This is a genomic window from Mesorhizobium ciceri WSM4083 (assembly GCF_000519305.1).
In the GTDB taxonomy this organism is placed as follows: domain Bacteria; phylum Pseudomonadota; class Alphaproteobacteria; order Rhizobiales; family Rhizobiaceae; genus Mesorhizobium; species Mesorhizobium ciceri_B.
This window is the reverse complement of record NZ_JAFG01000004.1, coordinates 634,853-652,304: the sequence shown is the minus strand read 5'-3', so window position 1 is coordinate 652,304 and position 17,452 is coordinate 634,853. Positions and strand designations below refer to the sequence as shown.

General features: G+C 63.2%; 15 protein-coding genes. 2 read left to right on the top strand and 13 right to left on the bottom strand.

All coding sequences use genetic code 11. From position 1 onward, the window contains the following. Positions 1 to 3 precede the first annotated feature (3 nt). The 3 genes from MESCI2_RS0108940 to MESCI2_RS0108930 form a co-directional block, all read right to left on the bottom strand. The gene (locus MESCI2_RS0108940; protein WP_032900510.1) at positions 4 to 1,368 is read right to left on the bottom strand and encodes an acetyl-CoA carboxylase biotin carboxylase subunit; all 1,365 of its coding nucleotides are present in this window, start codon (positions 1,366 to 1,368) and stop codon (positions 4 to 6) included. Next, entirely contained in the window at positions 1,368 to 1,601 is a 234-nt protein-coding gene (locus tag MESCI2_RS0108935) for an acetyl-CoA carboxylase (RefSeq protein ID WP_027036285.1), read from the bottom strand. Before MESCI2_RS0108935 ends, MESCI2_RS0108940 begins: the two co-directional genes overlap by 1 nt. A 66-nt stretch (positions 1,602 to 1,667) precedes the next feature. Further along, positions 1,668 to 2,390 carry a LamB/YcsF family protein gene (locus tag MESCI2_RS0108930; protein ID WP_027036284.1) on the bottom strand — a complete coding sequence of 241 codons (723 nt, stop codon included), beginning with the start codon at positions 2,388 to 2,390 and terminating at the stop codon, positions 1,668 to 1,670. Positions 2,391 to 2,525: 135 nt separating this feature from the next. Here MESCI2_RS0108930 and MESCI2_RS0108925 point away from each other — a divergent pair, with 135 nt between their 5' ends. Then, complete coding sequence (locus tag MESCI2_RS0108925; RefSeq protein WP_013533150.1) at positions 2,526 to 3,431, top strand: LysR family transcriptional regulator; 906 nt, start codon at positions 2,526 to 2,528, stop codon at positions 3,429 to 3,431. 205 nt (positions 3,432 to 3,636) lie between these two features. Here MESCI2_RS0108925 and MESCI2_RS0108920 read toward each other — a convergent pair whose 3' ends face one another. The 3 genes from MESCI2_RS0108920 to MESCI2_RS0108905 form a co-directional block, all read right to left on the bottom strand. Then, positions 3,637 to 4,776, bottom strand: a complete 1,140-nt coding sequence (locus tag MESCI2_RS0108920) for an alpha-hydroxy acid oxidase (protein WP_027036283.1) — start codon at positions 4,774 to 4,776, stop codon at positions 3,637 to 3,639. Positions 4,777 to 4,879: 103 nt separating this feature from the next. Continuing rightward, complete coding sequence (locus MESCI2_RS0108910; protein WP_027036282.1) at positions 4,880 to 5,977, bottom strand: isocitrate/isopropylmalate dehydrogenase family protein; 1,098 nt, start codon at positions 5,975 to 5,977, stop codon at positions 4,880 to 4,882. Between the two features lie 25 nt (positions 5,978 to 6,002). Continuing rightward, entirely contained in the window at positions 6,003 to 6,746 is a 744-nt protein-coding gene (locus MESCI2_RS0108905) for a glucose 1-dehydrogenase (RefSeq protein ID WP_027036281.1), read from the bottom strand. A gap of 141 nt (positions 6,747 to 6,887) precedes the next feature. Between MESCI2_RS0108905 and MESCI2_RS0108900 the strand changes: the two genes are divergently transcribed. Further along, positions 6,888 to 8,384, top strand: a complete 1,497-nt coding sequence (locus MESCI2_RS0108900) for an aldehyde dehydrogenase family protein (RefSeq protein WP_027036280.1) — start codon at positions 6,888 to 6,890, stop codon at positions 8,382 to 8,384. Between the two features lie 97 nt (positions 8,385 to 8,481). Here MESCI2_RS0108900 and MESCI2_RS0108895 read toward each other — a convergent pair whose 3' ends face one another. The 7 genes from MESCI2_RS0108895 to MESCI2_RS0108865 all read right to left on the bottom strand — a co-directional run bounded on the left by MESCI2_RS0108895 (position 8,482) and on the right by MESCI2_RS0108865 (position 17,452). Beyond that, on the bottom strand, positions 8,482 to 9,378 hold the full coding sequence (locus MESCI2_RS0108895; protein WP_027036279.1) for a LysR family transcriptional regulator: 897 nt from the start codon (positions 9,376 to 9,378) through the stop codon (positions 8,482 to 8,484). A 124-nt stretch (positions 9,379 to 9,502) separates the two neighbouring features. Further along, complete coding sequence (locus tag MESCI2_RS0108890) at positions 9,503 to 11,002, bottom strand: sugar ABC transporter ATP-binding protein (protein ID WP_027036278.1); 1,500 nt, start codon at positions 11,000 to 11,002, stop codon at positions 9,503 to 9,505. A 3-nt stretch (positions 11,003 to 11,005) separates the two neighbouring features. Continuing rightward, positions 11,006 to 12,100, bottom strand: a complete 1,095-nt coding sequence (locus MESCI2_RS0108885; protein ID WP_027036277.1) for a hypothetical protein — start codon at positions 12,098 to 12,100, stop codon at positions 11,006 to 11,008. Then, positions 12,097 to 14,214: an ABC transporter permease gene (locus tag MESCI2_RS0108880; RefSeq protein ID WP_027036276.1), complete on the bottom strand. Its 2,118-nt coding sequence runs from the start codon at positions 14,212 to 14,214 to the stop codon at positions 12,097 to 12,099. The genes MESCI2_RS0108885 and MESCI2_RS0108880 overlap by 4 nt, the downstream gene beginning before the upstream one ends. A 12-nt stretch (positions 14,215 to 14,226) precedes the next feature. Further along, positions 14,227 to 15,243, bottom strand: coding sequence for a sugar ABC transporter substrate-binding protein (locus tag MESCI2_RS0108875; RefSeq protein ID WP_027036275.1), 1,017 nt, complete (start codon positions 15,241 to 15,243; stop codon positions 14,227 to 14,229). 34 nt (positions 15,244 to 15,277) lie between these two features. After that, positions 15,278 to 16,231 carry an ABC transporter permease gene (locus MESCI2_RS0108870; protein WP_032900573.1) on the bottom strand — a complete coding sequence of 318 codons (954 nt, stop codon included), beginning with the start codon at positions 16,229 to 16,231 and terminating at the stop codon, positions 15,278 to 15,280. Between the two features lie 396 nt (positions 16,232 to 16,627). Further along, a complete protein-coding gene (locus MESCI2_RS0108865; protein WP_032900508.1) occupies positions 16,628 to 17,452 on the bottom strand; it encodes an alpha/beta hydrolase in 825 nt (274 codons plus the stop codon).

The following is a 17,452-nucleotide window of genomic DNA, read 5'->3' as shown; positions in this document are numbered from 1 at the left end:
TCCTTAACCCGCCAATGCTGCGGCGTTTTCGATGAGCCAGCCTTCCAGCCAGCGGGTATGCACGTCTCCCGCCCGCACCGCCGGATCGGCGGCCAGCGCAAGAAACAGCGGCTTGGTGGTCTTGAGCCCGCCGATCTTCAACTCGTTGAGCGCGCGGATCAGGCGCACTATCGCCGCCTCGCGCGTCTCTGCATGCACGATCAGCTTGGCAAGCAGCGAGTCATAAAAGGGCGGCACCTGATAGCCTTGGTAGAGCATCGAATCGAAACGTACGCCCGGACCGCCGGGAATGCGAAGCTCGGCCACCTGCCCGGGGAATGGAGCGAACTCCTTCGCCGGGTCTTCGGCATTGAGCCGGACTTCGATCGCATGCCCTTTGACGGAGACATCGCCTTGCCGGATCCGCAGCTTCTCGCCGCCGGCGATGCGAAGCATCTCCGCAACGAGATCGATGCCGGTGATCGCCTCGGTGACCGGGTGCTCGACCTGAATGCGGGTGTTCATCTCGATGAAGTAGAAGCGGTCTGCTTCATCGTCATAAAGATACTCTACCGTGCCGGCACCGGAGTACTTGACCGCCTTGGCCAAAGCCACCGCCGAAGCGCAGAGCTCTTCGCGCAGTCTGTCTGAAAGTGCGCGCGACGGCGCCTCCTCCCAAACCTTCTGGCGCCGCCGCTGCAGCGAGCACTCCCGCTCGTAGCAGTGGATGGCATCGCTTCCGTCTGCCAGCACCTGCACCTCGATATGGCGGGCCTTGCCGATCACCTTTTCCATGTAGAGACCACCGTCGCCAAAGGCGGCGAGGGCTTCTGCTTCGGCCTGAGGAAAGGCTTGTTCGAACTCGGCGAGCGAGTTCGCGATGCGGATGCCCCGCCCGCCGCCGCCTGCCGCAGCCTTGATCATCACCGGAAAACCGGTTGCGGTCAGCACCTCGTGGCCAGCCTTGAGGCCCTCGACCCGACCAGCCGAGCCAGGCACCACAGGGACACCTGCAGCGGCAGCGGCCGATCGCGCAGAGACCTTGTCTCCCATCATCCGGATCGCATCTCCCGACGGGCCGACGAAGACCAATCCAGCGCCTGTGACCGCGTCGGAAAACGCGGCATTCTCGGCAAGGAACCCATAGCCCGGATGAACGCTGTCGCAACCGGTGTCGCGGGCAGCCTTCAGAATTGCTTCGACATTGAGATAGGACTTCTTTGCCGCTGGTGGGCCGATGTTGACCGCTTCGTCCGCAAGCTGGACGTGGAGCGACTCGGCGTCTGCGGCCGAATACACCGCCACGGTGGCGATCCCCAAATCTTGCGCGGCCCGGATGATCCTGACCGCTATCTCGCCCCGGTTGGCAACCAGAAGCTTTTTCAGCATCAGTCGAGATCCGCAATAGGTGCGCCGGCCATGATGGGGTCTTCATTGTCGGCAAGGAAGCGGATGTTCGTACCGGCCGTCTCGGCCCTCACTTCGTGGAACGACTTCATCACTTCGATGAGACCGATTACGTCTCCGGCGGATACCGCGTCGCCATCCGCCTTGTAGGGCGGCTGGTCTGGCGAAGCGCTGCGATAGAAAGTGCCGGGAAGAGGTGAAAGAATCTGGGCCATAAAAAGCTCCGGAAAACTGCGGACAGACTAATTTGGAACCGCCCGCGCGGGCGGGTTCGGTCGAGTTCAGTGCCAAGGGGCGATTGCGGTGCGCACGGCCCTGGCTATATCGATGGCGTTCGGCGTATCGGAATGCACGCAGATGGTTTCGCAGCGTACGGGGAAGAAACTGCCGTCCTCTGCCGTGCCCTCGCCCTCCCTGATGGCGCGTACGCACCGCTCGGCCATCTCTGCGGGGTCCTTGGCGTCATGAACGCGTGTCAAGATCAGCTTGCCGGAGGCATCGTAGTCGAGATCGGCATAGAACTCGGCGACGAATGGGATGCCGCGCTCTTGATAGATCTTCTCATGCAGGGTGCCCGTCATGCCGAAGAGAGGTACGCCGAAAACCTCTGCCGCGTCGCACACGCCATGGGCGATTGCCTCCTGCTGCATGGCCATGAAGTAGAGGCTGCCATGCGGCTTGATGTGGTGGAGTTCCACACCCTCGGCCTTGAGGAAGCCGGCAAGCGCTCCCACCTGGTAAATGATGGTGTTCCTGACTTCTTCGCGGGTCATCCGCATCTCGCGCCGGCCGAAACCCTGAATGTCGGGCAAGCCTGGATGGGCACCGATCTTTACGCCACTCGCCTTTGCGCTGCGGACGGCGGCATGCATGTGATCCGGATCGGAGGCATGAAAACCACAGGCGACATTGGCAACGTCGATGATGGGCATCATGCCCATATCATCGCCAACCTTGTAGAGGCCAAAGCTTTCGCCCATGTCGCAGTTTAGCGTCACCGCCATCGTATTGTTACCCCTCGAAGCTGCCGTCTTTGCGGCGTTGCAGCATTTTTTGCGCATGCGAGGGCGTTTGTGAAATAGTAGTTTATTGATTGTCATATCAAAAAAACAGATAACGGTTCTGGGCCGGGGCGCACCATGACCATCACCTTGAAACAGCTTGATTATTTTATCGCGACCGCCGAGAGCGGACAGGTCAGTCATGCCGCGGTGGAACTCAACATCTCGCAATCGGCCGTCACCGCGGCGATAAAGACGCTTGAGGCTGACCTGGGCGTACGGCTTTTGGAGCGTAACCACGCTGGCGTAAGACTGACGATGGAGGGCGCGCGGTTTCTTGAACATGCGCGTGTTATCACCGGGGCCGTCGCTGCCGCCGTCCGAAGCCCGTTGCGCGATAGGAAAGGCCTGGCGGGCAAGCTGCGGCTGGGCATGACCTACACGGTCGTCGGCTACTACATGTCGCGCCACTACGCGCGGTTTCGAAAGACCTATCCCGAGATCGAGGTCGAGGTGCTGGAACTGCCCCGAGACGCTCTCGAAAGCGGGTTGATGTGCGGAGACATCGACATGGCCGTGATGCTGGTGTCCAATCTGGAGCACACCAAGGAGTTGGCGCAGGAGGTCTTGATGCGGTCGAACCGCCGGCTCTGGCTTTCGGCTGATCATCATCTGCTCGCGCGGCAGGAAATCAGCCTCGCCGATGTGGCGGCGGAAGATTATGTCATGCTGACGGTGGACGAGGCACGCACGACGGCCGCCCGTTACTGGGATGCCGCGGGCCTTTCGCTCCGCGCCGTCCTTACCACCAGTTCGGTCGAGGCCGTGCGGTCGCTCGTGGCTGCCGGCATGGGGGTCACTGTCCTGTCCGACATGGTTTACCGCCCCTGGTCCTTGGAGGGGCAGCGCATCGAAGTGCGCGGGCTTGTCGAGCCCATCCCCACTATGGATGTCGGCCTGGCCTGGTCGCGTGACAGATCAATCGAACCGGCAGCGGCGGCCTTCCGGGCCTTCATGTCCGTGACCATGGGCGGCGGCGGCTAACCGCCTGCCGTCAGGCAGGCGCTATGGCTCAGGCTCGCTGGAGCAGCGGAGCATGCCGCGCGCGGGAGCGGATGCCTCGCATCATCAAGGGGGATTTCACCTTTGTGGCAAATAACGCCAAGGGCTTCAGAATGATGAGGAAGAATATTGGACGAGCGGGGGGTTTTCTGTACCTCTCGATCAAGCGTGAGCACACGTCTTGGCGCTATGCTATGATTTCTGATCCCGCTTCCTGAAAACGGGGGATCCCGCAGAGCCTGAGGCAAGTCACCACTTCGTCCAGAATGATATCGAGTGCCTTGGCCACACCGGCCTCGCCAGCCACGGCGCCGTAAAGAGCGGCCCGACCGATCGCCGCGACGGTGGCGCCGCGTGCCTTGGCCTTGATGATGTCCGTGCCCGTGCGGATACCGGAATCGATGAGGATCGGGACTTCGGCACCAAGTGCCTCACGGATGGCGGGCAGGGCATCGATGCTCGATACAGCACCGTCGAGCTGACGGCCTCCATGGTTGGACACCCAGATGCCATCGGCACCAGCCGCCACCAGTCGCGACGCGTCGCCCGGGTGCAGGACACCCTTGACCAGCAGCCGGCCTTTCCACCAGTCGCGGATCTGGCGGAAATCGTCCCAGTCGAAACCTGCATGGAGGCTGCCGCCAACACGCGCGGCGATCGTCAGGCCGGCGCTGTTGTCACCGAGATAGCCGCGGACGTTCTCGAACTGGGGCAGACCGCCGCGCAGCAGGCGCAGCGACCAGCCAGGATGAAGCATGCCTTCCCAGAGATGCCGGGCCGAAGGCCGCAGTGGGATGGATATGCCGTTCCTGAGATCCTTTTCGCGCTTGCCCCCGGCTTGCAGATCAACGGTCACCACCAGCGTCGAATAGCCAAATTCTTCCGCCCGCCTCACCAGTTGGCGATTGAAGTCGAAATCCTTGAGCACGTAAAGCTGGAACCAGAGCGGCCCCTGTACGGCTCGCGCCATGCCTTCGATGCTGGCCGTGGCCATGGTGGAGAGTGTGTAGGGGATGCCGCGAGCGGCTGCCGCCTTCGCGATGGCAATGTCGGCTCCGGGCCTGACCAGCGCGCAGGAGCCCATCGGACTGATCACCAGCGGTGTTGGCAAGGTCTCGGACCAGAGCGTCGTGGAAACGTCCGGATGCGAAACATCGGTAAGCACGCGCGGCAAAAGTCTGATCTTCTCGAAATCGCTTCGGTTGGCGTTGAGGGTGAGTTCTTGCCCAGCCCCGCCGTCGATGAATTCGAAGATGGATTTCGGCAGGCGACGACGGGCAAGCCCGCGAAAGTCCTCGACCGAAACCTGGCGATCGAGAGCGCCCATCTCAAGCGCCGCCCTCGTGCCCGTCGGCCATGAATATCCGGCGCATGAGCGTGTGGCCGACCTTGCGCGGTCCAACAAGATCTGTCTTCACCTTGGTCATCAGTCACGCCGCTGCCGCGAGCCGGTCGCAGACCGAACGGGTTATCTCGCTGGTCGCCGCCCTGCCTTTCAGGTCGGCGCTCAGAAGCCCGTTGGCCAGGCAGTCCTCGGTCACGCGACGGATGCGCGCTGCGGCCTGGTTGAGCCTCTCGTCGCCATGCTTGTGGCCGAGCCAGTCGAGCATCGAGGCTGCCGACAGGATCGTCCCATACGGATTGGCGATACCCTGGCCGGCAATGTCGGGCGCCGAGCCGTGCGCGGCCTGGAAGAAGCCGTTGGCCGCGCCGATCTCGGCTGAAGGCGCCATGCCCATCCCGCCCACCGTCGCGGCGGCGAGGTCGGACAGGATGTCGCCGAACATGTTCTCGCTGACGATGACGTTGAAATGGCCCGGTTTCAGCACGAGATGCATCGCCATGGCGTCGACCAGCGCGTGCTCGGTCGCGATATCGGGATAGTCCTTCGCCACTTCGTCGAAGACGGAGCGGAAGAAGGCATAGCTGCGCAGCACGTTTGCCTTGTCGCAGCAGGTGACCCGGCGCACGCCGTCACGGGGCGCGCCGCCCGACTGGCGCGCCAGTTCGAAGGCCTTGCGCGCGATGCGCTCGATGCCGGAACGGGTCTGCACCAGCGTGTCGACCGCGACTTCGCCGCGCAACAGCGCGCCCGATCCCCGCGCCGCATAAAGCCCTTCGCTGTTCTCGCGCAAGATGATGTAGTCGATATCTCCGGCATTCACGCCGCTCAACGGGCTCGGCACGCCCTCGAAGAGCCTGACGGGGCGGATGTTGGCATATAGATCGAGTTCGAAGCGCAGCCTCAGCGTGAAATCCAGGCCTGCTTCGGTTCCATCGGGATGGACGACGCCCGGCAAGCCGCCCGCACCATGCAGGATGGCGTCCGCCGCGCGGCAGGCCTGGAAGGTCGGCTCGGGAAAGCTCTGGCCGGTCTTCAGGAAATGCTCGGCTCCGGCCGGGTATTCGCTGAAGTGCAAGGGGTTGCCGGGACCAAGCGCTGCTTTCACCACTTGAACCGCCGCGGCGCAGACTTCCGGGCCGATGCCGTCGCCATGCACCACGGCGATTTCGTAGACAGGCTTCATCGCCAACTCCCAAATGGTCTAACGCTCAGATGCACTTGCCGCCGTCGACATTGAGGTCGACGCCGGTGATCATGCTGGCCTCGTCGGAGCACAGGAATGCCGCGGCGTTGCCCATGTCCACCGGCGTAGACAGCCTGCCGATCGGAATGGTTGCGACGACGCGGGCGCGGTTCTCCTCGCCGGAGCCGATGAAGGTGGACAGAAGCGGCGTGTCGCCGGCAACCGGGTTGATGGCGTTGACGCGGATGCCGAAGGGGGCGAGTTCCACGGCCATGGCCCGGGTGGCGGCAATCGCCCAGCCTTTGGAAGCATTGTACCACGTCAAATTCGGGCGCGGCGAGACGCCGCCGGTGGAGGCGACGTTGAGGATGGCGCCCGATTTGATGGATTTGAAATGCGCAACGACCGCCCGGGCGCCATTGTAGATGGATCGCATATTGACGTTGGCGATCCGGTCGAACATCTCTTCGTCCATCGTCTCGAGTGCCAGGGGCGGCTGGGCCACGCCGGCATTGTTGACCAGTATGTCGAGACCGCCAAAGGTCGAGCGGGCCAGGTCTGCCGCCGCTTCGAAGCTTGCGAGTGTCGAGACGTCGCCCGTGATTGGCCGCACATTTTCGCCGACTTCGGCAGCAACGCGGGCCGCGGCTGCCCCATCACGGTCCATCAGCACGACCAGCGCACCTTCGGTGACGAATTTCCTGACGATGCCTTCGCCAAATCCCGAACCGCCGCCAGTGACGATGGCGACCTTGCCAGCAAGTCTCATATCTGTTCCTCCGTTGCCGGCACCATCGGGGAAGTCGCGTACATTGCACAGTCCGATTATCTGAACGCCCTTTTAGCTTTCCTTGTTTGAGGTCGACCGGCGTGGGAGTCATAGTCGCCACGGAATTGTGAGGAGGAAGGGATGACGCTGAATTTCGACCCGCGGGCGAAGGCCACGGCGCTCTACCACGGCGAATTCCGGCCGATGTTCGTCGGCGGCAAGTGGGTTCGGGCACAGTCCGGCCAGGAGATGCAGGCGCTCAACCCGGCGACTGGCGAAGTGCTGGCCACCGTGCCGCGTGGCTCGGCGGCCGACGTCGATGCCGCGGTGGCCGCTGCGCGCTCGGCGTTCGAAGGGCCGTGGTCAAAATTCTCGCCCTATGAGCGGCAGTGCGTGCTTCTGCGCATCGCCGACCTCTTCGAGACCCATTGGGAAGAGCTCAGTGTTTCCGACACTCTCGACATGGGACTGCCGATCACACGCACGCTCGCCAACCGGCGACGCGTCATCGGCATGCTGCGCTTCTATGCGGGCATGGCGACCGCACTGCATGGCGAATCCATAGACAATTCGATCCCCGGCGAGATCGTCAGCTTCACAAGGCGCGAGCCGGTGGGCGTTGTCGGCGCGATCATCCCCTGGAACGCTCCGACCGCCGCGTCGATCTGGAAGATCGCACCGGCGCTCGCCACCGGCTGCACCATCGTGCTGAAGCCCTCGGAGGATGCCTCGTTGACGCCGCTGCTGATCGCCAGGCTGATGCAGGAGGCCGGCGTTCCCGACGGCGTCGTCAACGTCGTCACCGGCACCGGGGCAGAGGCCGGTGCGCGGCTCGCTGAACATCCCGACGTCAACAAGATCGTCTTCACCGGCTCGACGCCGACCGGCCAGGCCATCGCGCGGGCGGGCGTGACCAACCTCAAGCGCGTTTCCCTGGAACTCGGCGGCAAATCGCCGATCATCGTCTGCCGGGATGCCGACATCGACAAGGCGGTTCCTGTCGCCGCGATGGCGGTGTTCGTGCATTCGGGCCAGATCTGCATCGCCGGTTCGCGGCTTTTCGTGGCGCGCGAAATCCATGACGAATTCGTGCGCCGGGTCGCCGAGTTTGCCGGCAGGCTCCGCATCGGCCATGGCATCGAGGCGGAAACCGAAATCGGCCCGCTCATCAATGCCAGGCAGGCCGGCAAGGTGGTGGGCTATATCAAGGCCGGCCGCGACGAAGGCGCCGAACTGATAGCGGGCGGCTCGCGACTGACCGGCGACCTCTACGACGGCGGCAATTTCATCGCGCCGACTGTCTTCGGCGCGGTGTCGGACAAGATGACCATCGCGCGTGAAGAAATCTTCGGTCCGGTTATTTCGGCGATGCCGTTCGACACGCTTGACGAAGCCGTGGCGCGGGCCAATGCGACGCCCTATGGCCTGGCAGCCGGCATTTTCACCACCCATCTTGGCACCGCCCACAAGCTCGCCCGCCGCATCAAGGCCGGCTCGGTGTGGGTCAACATGTACCACGCCATCGACCCGGCGGTGCCGTTCGGCGGCATGAAGATGTCCGGCTACGGCCGCGAGGGCGGCATCGAACATCTGCATGAATATCTGGAGACCAAGTCGATCTGGATCCAGACCGACTGAGCGTGCGCTGATATTCAGGTGAGGCAGGCCTCCGAATGACGGCGTTCCCGCACCATTTTCGGCGCTCGTGCAAGGTGCCTGTCCGAAGGCGCGATGCTCAGTTTGCCAGTTCGCGCAAATTGGTGCGGATGAGGTTCATCAGCTGTTCGGAGAAGGAGTGGTGCACATAGCCCCGCGCGGTGATGATGCCGACTGAGCGGTGGGCGTCGCGATGGTCGATCGGCACCACTCGCATGCGCTCGTCATTGCGCGAAATGGCGATGCCGGGCACCACGCAGACGCCAAGTCCCGAACACACCAGCGCCACCGCCGTCTGTGCGCTTTCGACCTCGTATTGCGGCTTGAGTTCGATGCCTTCCGCCGCCGTCAGCCGATCGACAAGGCCGCGCACGGCGGTCTTGCGGTTGAGCAGGATAAGCGGATAGCGCAGCAGGTCGGAGAGCAGCAGCTTCTTTTCGCCGCCGTATATTTCCGTGGGGATGCAGGCCATCAGCGGATCGTCGAGGATGGACTCGAACTGGAAGTCCGTCAGGTTTGGCAGTTCGGGGCCGATGTAGAACTCGACCTCCTGCTGCTGCAAAAGGCCAAGCGCGGCCTGCGGCGGGCTCTCGATGACCTCGACGATGCTGCGGGGATAGCGCAACTTGAATGTCGCCAGGATATCCCCCAGCCGGCTTGCCGCGAGCGTCGGGGCGCAGGCGATCTGCACCTTGCCCTTGCGCCGAGCGGCGACCTCCGTCAGCCGGTCGAGGCTGGTCTGCACCTGTGACATCACGTTGGCGATCTCCTCGAACAGGATCTGGCCTTCCGGCGTCAGGCTCGCACGCTGTGCGGTGCGGATAAACAGCGAGATGCCGATCTGCTCCTCAAGGTCGCGAATCTGCATCGAGACCGCCGATGGCGAACGGTTGCTCTCCTCGGCAGCACGACGGAAGCTGCCGTTTTCGGCGGCAAGCAGGAACGTCTGCAGAAGTTTGAGGTTGATGCTGGGCATATCCGCTCGGGCAGGGTGATCTGACCCCTGACCTATTCAGACGCGGAACCGATTGCAAGACAATAGGGCCGGCCAGACATTGGTCCTGGCTTGACCGGCAAAAGTGTCTCTCTTGTCGAGCCGCTTAATGAACCGCGGCGAACATGACGCGTTCCTCGGTGGCCTCCGACAGCATCATCTCCTCGACCACGCGGCCGCGCTTGACCACCAGAATACGATCCGAAACGGCGAGAATTTCAGGCAGATAGGACGAGATGACAATGACGGCCATGCCTTGCTCGGCGAGATCGCTGATGAGCTGGTGGATCTCGACGATGGCGCCGACGTCGACACCGCGTGTCGGCTCGTCGAAGATCACCAGCCTCGGCTTCTGGATCAGCGATTTGGCGATCACGACCTTTTGCTGGTTACCGCCGGAGAGCTCGATCATCCGGGCTCGGTCGCTGGTCTGCCGCAGGCTCAGGCGTTCACCCCATTCGCGGGCAAGTTGCCTGGCCCGCGCCAGCGACACCATGGATATGGGATTGGCGCCCTCGGTCAGTTCACCCATTTGCAGGTTCTCGCCGGCCGTCATGGTCTCGAAGAAGCCGTCGACCTTGCGGTCCTCGGTGACATAGACAATGCCGTCGCGAACCGCAGGCCGCGGCACGCGATAGCGCACCGGTTTGCCGAGCAGGCGGATCTCGCCGCCGTGGAAGATGTTGCGCTTCAACAGTCCGGCGACGACCTTGGCCATTTCGGTGCGGCCGGCGCCGACAAGGCCGAACATGCCGGTGACCTGGCCCGAGAACACCGAGAAGGAAGAGTTGCGCACCAGGCCGGCGCAGGACAGGTTCTCGACCGAAAGCACCTTGTCGCCATAAGGCCGCGCCGTGCGCTTGACCTCGCCATGCAGCGTTTCGGTCAGCGTACGGCCGACCATGGCCTGCACGATCGAAGCGCGGGTGAAGCCCTTGGCCTCGCCGGACGCGACGATCTCGCCATCGCGCATGACCGTGATGCGGTTAGCGACGGCAAGCGCCTCTTCCAGCGCATGGGTGATGAAGATGACGGCGATGCCCTCCTTCACCAGCCGCTGCAAAAGTTTGAAGAAGTGGCTCTTCTCTTCAGGCGTCAGCGTCGCGGTCGGCTCGTCGAAGATGATGACGCGGGCCTTGTGGTGGACGGCGCGCGCGATCTCCACCATCTGCTTGTGGGCCGCGCCCAGCGTGCTGACCTGCGCAGAAGGGTCGACCTGGAAGCCCATGCCGGCGAGGAACTGCCGCGCCTGAATGTATAGGCCGCGCAACCGGTTGAACATCTTCTCTTCGCCGAGATAGAGATTCTGCGCCACCGTCATGGCCGGCACCAGGTTGGTTTCCTGGAATACCATGGCGATGCCGGCGCGCAGCGCTTCGGCGGGCGTGGCGAAGGACACATCCTTGCCGTCGAAGGTCATCTTGCCCTCGGTCAGCTTGAAGACACCGGCCATGACCTTGGTCAGCGTGGACTTGCCGGCGCCGTTTTCCCCGAGCAACGCGTGGATTTCGCCCTTGCGCAGGTCGAAATTGACATTCTTGAAGGCCGGAATGCGCGCGAACGCCTTGGCGGCATCCCTGAGTTCAATGATGTTGGCGTCCGACATAGCTTAGCCTCGCTTGCCACTGGCGGCGCTCGCCACGCGCACGATCCGCGATCCGCCGCGCGAGGCGACCAGAAGGTCATCGCCCAGCTCGCAGGCGCTCAGCGTCCCGTGCACCTTGCCGTCGGCGCGCGAATGGAAACTCGACAGCGGCTTCATGTTCTGGTCGCAAAGGACCACCAGCCCGTAAGACCGTGTCACCGCGTATGGCTTCAGCACGTTCATCTGTTTCAACTGGCTGCCTTGCATAGGCTCGCGATAGTCGTGCCATGAGCCGAGCGACGGCGCCATCCAGTAGGCCTCCGGGACTTCCGCCAGCATGCGGGTGCGGTAGGTCTCCTCGCGCAGGATGAACTCCACCAACTGATTGCGCACGGAATAGAAGGTCAGCCAGTAGCCGGCGTTGAAAGCCGGGGCGATGCGGGCGGGGTAGGCGGGCAGATGCTCCAGCACGGGCAGCGTCGCCTTGGTGGCAAGGTCGATCGCCAGCACGCGGTGGCGCCAGGCCTCCGAGACGTAGATGCGGTTGGAGCCGGTGGTGGCGATGCCGGCCGGCCAGGCCAAGCCATCCCTGATCAGCTCCAGCCGGCCGTTTTTCAGATCGAGCCGCCAGACCGAACCGGACACGCTCTTCTGCATCAGGTCGCGACGCCAACCGCTCGCCGGCACTGAGGCCGAGCCGTTGGCCAGCAGCAAGGTGTTGCTGTCGAGGAAGGTGAGAGCGGTGATGCAGGAGAGGCGGCGAGCCTCCTCACCCGTCGCCTCGCGCCCGTCATGCAGGCCGCCGCGGATGACGACGCCCTTGCCATCGATGGCCATCGCGGTCATGCCGCGGGCATGGGCGAGTGCGGTGATCTCGCCCGGAAATTCCTGCAAGGTTTCGGCATGGCCGTCGGCGCTAAAGCGCATCAGCCGGTTGGCGCTGCTTGCCAGGAGGCCCTTTTCGGTGCGCACGAGATTGTCAGCCTCGGCGAGGCCGGCGAACGGCTCGGCTTCCTCCAGCCCCTGGTTGGGCAGCAACGGCCCGTCGAGCGTCGGCACGGTCACGGCCCACTCGCCACGGCCGAGAAAGCGGTCGAAAAGCTGGCTCAAACCGCTCATGCCTTTTTGCCCCAGTAGGAATCCGAGCTGAACCAGTCGGGATCGACGCCTTTCAGGGGCAAGGTGCCCATGCGGTTGTTGAAGATGCCGCAGAGATAGAGGATGCCCTTGTGCTCGCGCATCGAGGTGATCATCGGATGCTTCTCGCCGGCCTGGTCCCACAGGCTTTCGAGGATCTGGCCGTTCTCGTCGAAGCGCAGCACGCAGCCGGTGTTGAGGTTGGGCATCAGCCACGCATCTTCCGATACGCGCCGCGCCATGCGACGGCGGAAGCTCGGCATTTCAAGCGAGAGATCCAATGCCGGCGTGCGCATGCCCATCAGGGCCAGCCAGTAGGTGCCGTCGGAGGCGCGGTTGATGTTGTCGGGATAACCGGGCAAACCCTCGATGACGCGCTCGACCTGGCCCTTCTTCGGGCCATCGAAATAATAGCGGCTGATGCGGCAGGCCCAGCTTTCGGCGAACAGCACCGACTGGCCGTCGAAGGCCGTGCAGATGCCATTGGGGAAGACGAGGTTCGACAGCAGCGTGCGTGTCGAACCGGATTTGGGATCGTGGACGATGATGCGTCCGTTGCCGCGGCTTTCCAGCGCGTCGGCATACCAGTCATGCATCTCGAAGCGCACGGTGGCTTCCGAAAAGACGATGCGGCCGTCCGGAAGGATGTCGCAGTCGTCGGCGAGCTTCATGGTCGAGTCGTCGACCACCGAGGTCAGTGAGCGGTTGGTCTCGGCGGTCAGCAGCTTTACGTCGCCGGCCGGCGAGACCTGATAGAGGCCCATGCCGGCGACGCAGATGACGAGGTTGTCCTCGCGGTCGAAAGCCATGCCGAGTGGCGAGCCGCCAATATGTGCGAACACTTCGCTATCGGTGTAATGGGGCGGCTGGAAGCGCAGGATCTCGCCCTGGCGGCTGCCGGTGTAGAGACGGTCCTGCCGGTCGAAGATCACATCCTCCGCGCCGTCGAGAATGCCGAGGCCTATGACGCCGACGTCCTTCAACCGGTCGTTCACCGCCATCGGCGCGCCGGGCGCGGTCGAGATCGCTTGCGGCATCTTGGCTAAGGTCGGCGAGATGTAGACGCTGCGCAGGATCTTGTGGCGGTTCTTCACCCAGCGCACGTCGAGAAGCACCGACAAAAGCAGCACGATGCCGAGGATCAGGAAATTGACCGGGCCGGGCACGGCCAGCGCAAGCAGGCTGTTCGACAGAACAAGCACGAAGACGGTGCCCATCAGCGCCTTGGCGACCGAGCCCCGCCCGCCGCCGAGCGAGATGCCGCCGAGCACGGTCGCGGTCAACACTTGCAGTTCGAGCCCGGTGCCGATGTCGGAAGCAGCACTGCCGATGCGGGCCGAGAAGAAGAAGCCGGAGAGCGCCACCAGCACCGAGCACAAGACATAGGCGCTGAACAAGATGAAGCGCACATTGATGCCGGCATTGTAGGCAGAGCGGCGCGCGCCGCCGACCGCGAACAGCCGCCAGCCATAGCGGGCGCGCGACAGCACGAGATGGATGATCAGCGCGATGACGACGAAGACCACAAAGGATGTCGGCACGCCCCAGATCGTGCCGAAACCAAGGAAATCATAGGCCGGCGAATCCGAACCGCTGGTGACGATCCGGGTCGAGACCTGGGGGAAGAAGATGTCGAAGGTCGAGCGGTAGATGATGAGCGTCACCAGCGTGGTGAGAAACGCCCGCATGCGCAGGAAGCCAACCAGGAAGCCGTTGATGGCGCCGCAGACGACGCCGAGGCCCAGGCACGCCAGCAGGCCGGTACCAAAGCTCCATTGCTCGACGTTCATGCCATAGAGCGTGACCAGCACGGCGAGCGCGAAGGTCGACCCGACCGACAGATCGATGCCGCCCGACACCATGACGATGGTCATGCCGAGTACCACCAGGCCAAGCTCGGCGGTCTGGCCGCTGAGATTGGTCAGCGTCGCCAGATCGAAGAAGCCTGGCACGATCGAGCCGAAGATCGCGCACAAAATGGCCAGCGCCGTGAAGGGGATGACGCTGTCGATCCACTTCTTGGTCAGGATCTCCCCGACCACGTGGTCGGGGAGCAGGCGGTAGCGCCAGCGCACAAGGCTTTCAGCCATGCTCATCAAGGAAGTCCGTTACTTGAGCTCGTCCAGCTTCCAGCAATTCCTGCCGGTCGCATTGGCCTTGTCGACGCGGGTGATCGGACCGAAGAAGATGGTCTTCTCGCTGCCCGCTTGCCGGCCGGACTGCTGCAGCAGCTCGGAAATCTGCTGCGCTGCGATCTCGGCTTGGATCGGGGCATTGAAGTTGAAGATCACGTCGAGCAGCCCGTTCTTGATGCTCTCGCAGCCCGTGGCGCTGCCCGCGCCATTGGTGACGATCGTCACCTGATCCTGCTTGCCGGCGGCCGCGACGGCGGCGCCGGCGCCGACCTCGGCATTATCCCAGATGCCCATGATGCCGCACAGGTCCGGATGCTGCTGGAGGACCGTCTCGGTGATCTGGCGGGCCTTTTCGCTCATGTAATCGGCCGGCTGGTCGGAGACGAGCTGCAGCTCGGGATTGGCCTTCAGCACTTCGTCGATGCCGGTGCGCATGTAGATGTTGGCGGCACCCGTCTGGACGCCGGCGAGCCAGACCACCTTGTGCGAGACGGCATTGGGCCCGGTGCAGTGCTTGGCCAGCTCGCCCATTTCGAGACGGCCCATTTCGATCCAGTCATTGCCGACATAACTGTCGGTCTGGGTGGCCGACTGCATGTTGACCTGCAGTACCTTGATGCCGGCGGCCTGCGCCTGTTTCAACAGGCGTGCGTAGGTCTGGACATCGGGGTTCTGCACGATGATCAGGTCCGGCTTCTCGGCGATGGCGCCCTGCATGGCGCGAATGCCGGCATTGGTGTCGCCGGAGGGATCGCGCACTTCAAGGGTGAAGCCGTAGCGTGCCGCGTGACGCTGCCACACCACCACCCATGCCTGGTTGAGGTCCATGCCCTGCGAGATCGGCACGAAGATGACCTTCTTGCCCTTGAGCGCCTCAAGATACGTAGAGCGGCCGACCTGATCGGTCTCCTGCGCCGTGGTGATTTTCGCCGCGCCCAGCAGCGTGAGCGCTGTCATGCCCACGAACAGGCAGTTCTTGAACAACTTCATGTTTTTCCTCCCAGATTATGTCTCGGTTCTTGTTTCAGATGTCGCCGCTTTGCGAGGTTTGCTCGTCGCGCGGATTGATGATGGCGTCGATCGCCAGCGCGCCCAGCAGGATCACGCTCTTGATCAGATTCTGGCTGGTGTAGCTGAAGTTCAGGATCGTCATGCCATTGGTCAGGATGCCGACCAGGATGGTGCCGACGATGACGTTGCGTACGCCGCCCTGGCCGCCGGAGAGGCCGATGCCGCCCAGCACGACCACCAGCAGCACGTCGTAGATCAGGCTGGAATTGTAGAGGCGCGTGTCGATGCCGGTGACCAGCCCCAGCATGATGATGCCGGCGGTATAGGCAATGAGGGCGCTGATGACATATTGCGTCACGATGATCGGGCGCGTGGGCAGCCCGGTGGTGCGGGCCGCGTTCGGGTTGTCGCCAGTGGCATAGACGAGCCGGCCGAAGCGGGTCTTCCTCAGGAAGAAGCCCATGAGCGCGGCCACCGCCGCGAAGATGATCACCGACATCGGGATGCCGAAGATGGTTCCGTTGCCGACAAATTTCAGCCAGCCAATACCGGAGGGGGCATAGAGCACGTCGGACGCAAAGACGATGCGGCCAGAGCCGTATACCGAGGACGCGATGGCAAGGGTGGCGAAGATCGGCGGAATTTCGGCCACCGCCACCATGACCCCGGTGAACAGGCCGATGGCCGCGACCAGGATGGCGCCGAAGACGACGGCCAGCGTGAAGTCGACGCCCCAGGTGGAGATCCAAATGCTGAAGGCGACGCCGACGACCATCACCGCCACCATGGTCAGGTCGATGCCACGCCCGACGACGATGAACCCCATGCCGACGGCCAGCGTGCCGAGGATGGAGACATTCTTGAGAATGGCAAGGATGTTGCCCTGGCTCAGGAAATTGTTGAGCGTCGCCGAGAACACCAGGAAGAGGACGGCCGAGATCACGCCGACGACGAGTTCCTGGGACATTTTGATGCCCAAGCGCGCGGTGTCGGATTTGCCCGAACCAGCCAAGTCAGACCCTCCCTCGCTGCCGGTTTGAACCAGCGGCGTGCCAAAGCGGCCTTGCCCCAGGGGCTTTGCCGCGACGACGTTTCCTCCACAGCCCTAAGCCGGCTGCTTGCGTAAAGACCATCGCGGCTCAGGGCGGCAGGGGCAATTTCGATTTTCTGATGCGCTGTGCAGTTCGTCAGTGTGGAGAAAGAAGATGAGGAATCGTCGGTTGTGTCCTCTGCCGGATTTCACCTGCCGCGAAGCTCAGCCCGATACCGGTAGCGTGCCGCGATCCCCCTGACGGTACTTTCTTGAGTGACGGGAGTGTCAAGCCAGGCAGTCAAGCGGGCTCTACTTTCCCCAAGTTCCGTCCTACAGGCCGTTTCCCTCGATCATCGCCATCAGGCAATCGCCAGCTTGTGTGCCGCCGATGCCCAGATCCCGCACACTGTTCATGTGGTTTCGGTCATTCAGGCGGAGGTCGCAGACAAGGTGCCCCTGCGCGCGCAAGCGCTTTCCGAAGTCGGCGGCCTGCTGGTGAAAAGGTGACGTTTCCTGATCTCCCACGAGAATGGTCGCTGCCGTCTCCGGGTCATGCCACCGCGTCATTGGGGTGAAGGCAGATGCCTCATCATCGGTGATTCCGATTAGCGGCTGGAGGAAGGACGTCTGAAGGGGCTTGAGGTCGTAAAGGCCGCCCAGCAGCAGCGCCGCACGTATGCGTGATGGCATTGGCGTCTTTTCGAACAGGAATGTGGCCAGGTGCGCACCCGCCGAATGACCACTTACGCTTAGCCGGGCAGGGTCACCGCCATGGGCGGCTATATTGTCCAGCACCCATTGTTTGGCACGCCGGATCTGGTCGACGATTGCCGCCATCCTGACTTCAGGCATCAGCGCATAGTCGACGATGACCGCGATCGCCCCAGCTTTGGTGACTGTGTTCGCTACATACGAATAGTCGCTCCTGGAGAACATGCGCCAGTAGCCACCATGGATGAAGATGTGCACGGGAAGGTCCCTGCGCTCGCCGGGCGGAAAGAAGAGGTCCAACCTTTCGGCCTTGCCCTCGCCATAGGCGATACCAGCCGACATCGGTAGGGTAGCCCGGGTTTCGGCGCTGCGGCTTACTATGTCGGCCACGATATCGTCAAAGTCGGCCACATGGTCGCGCGTGCGGAAAGGGTCGTTTGACAT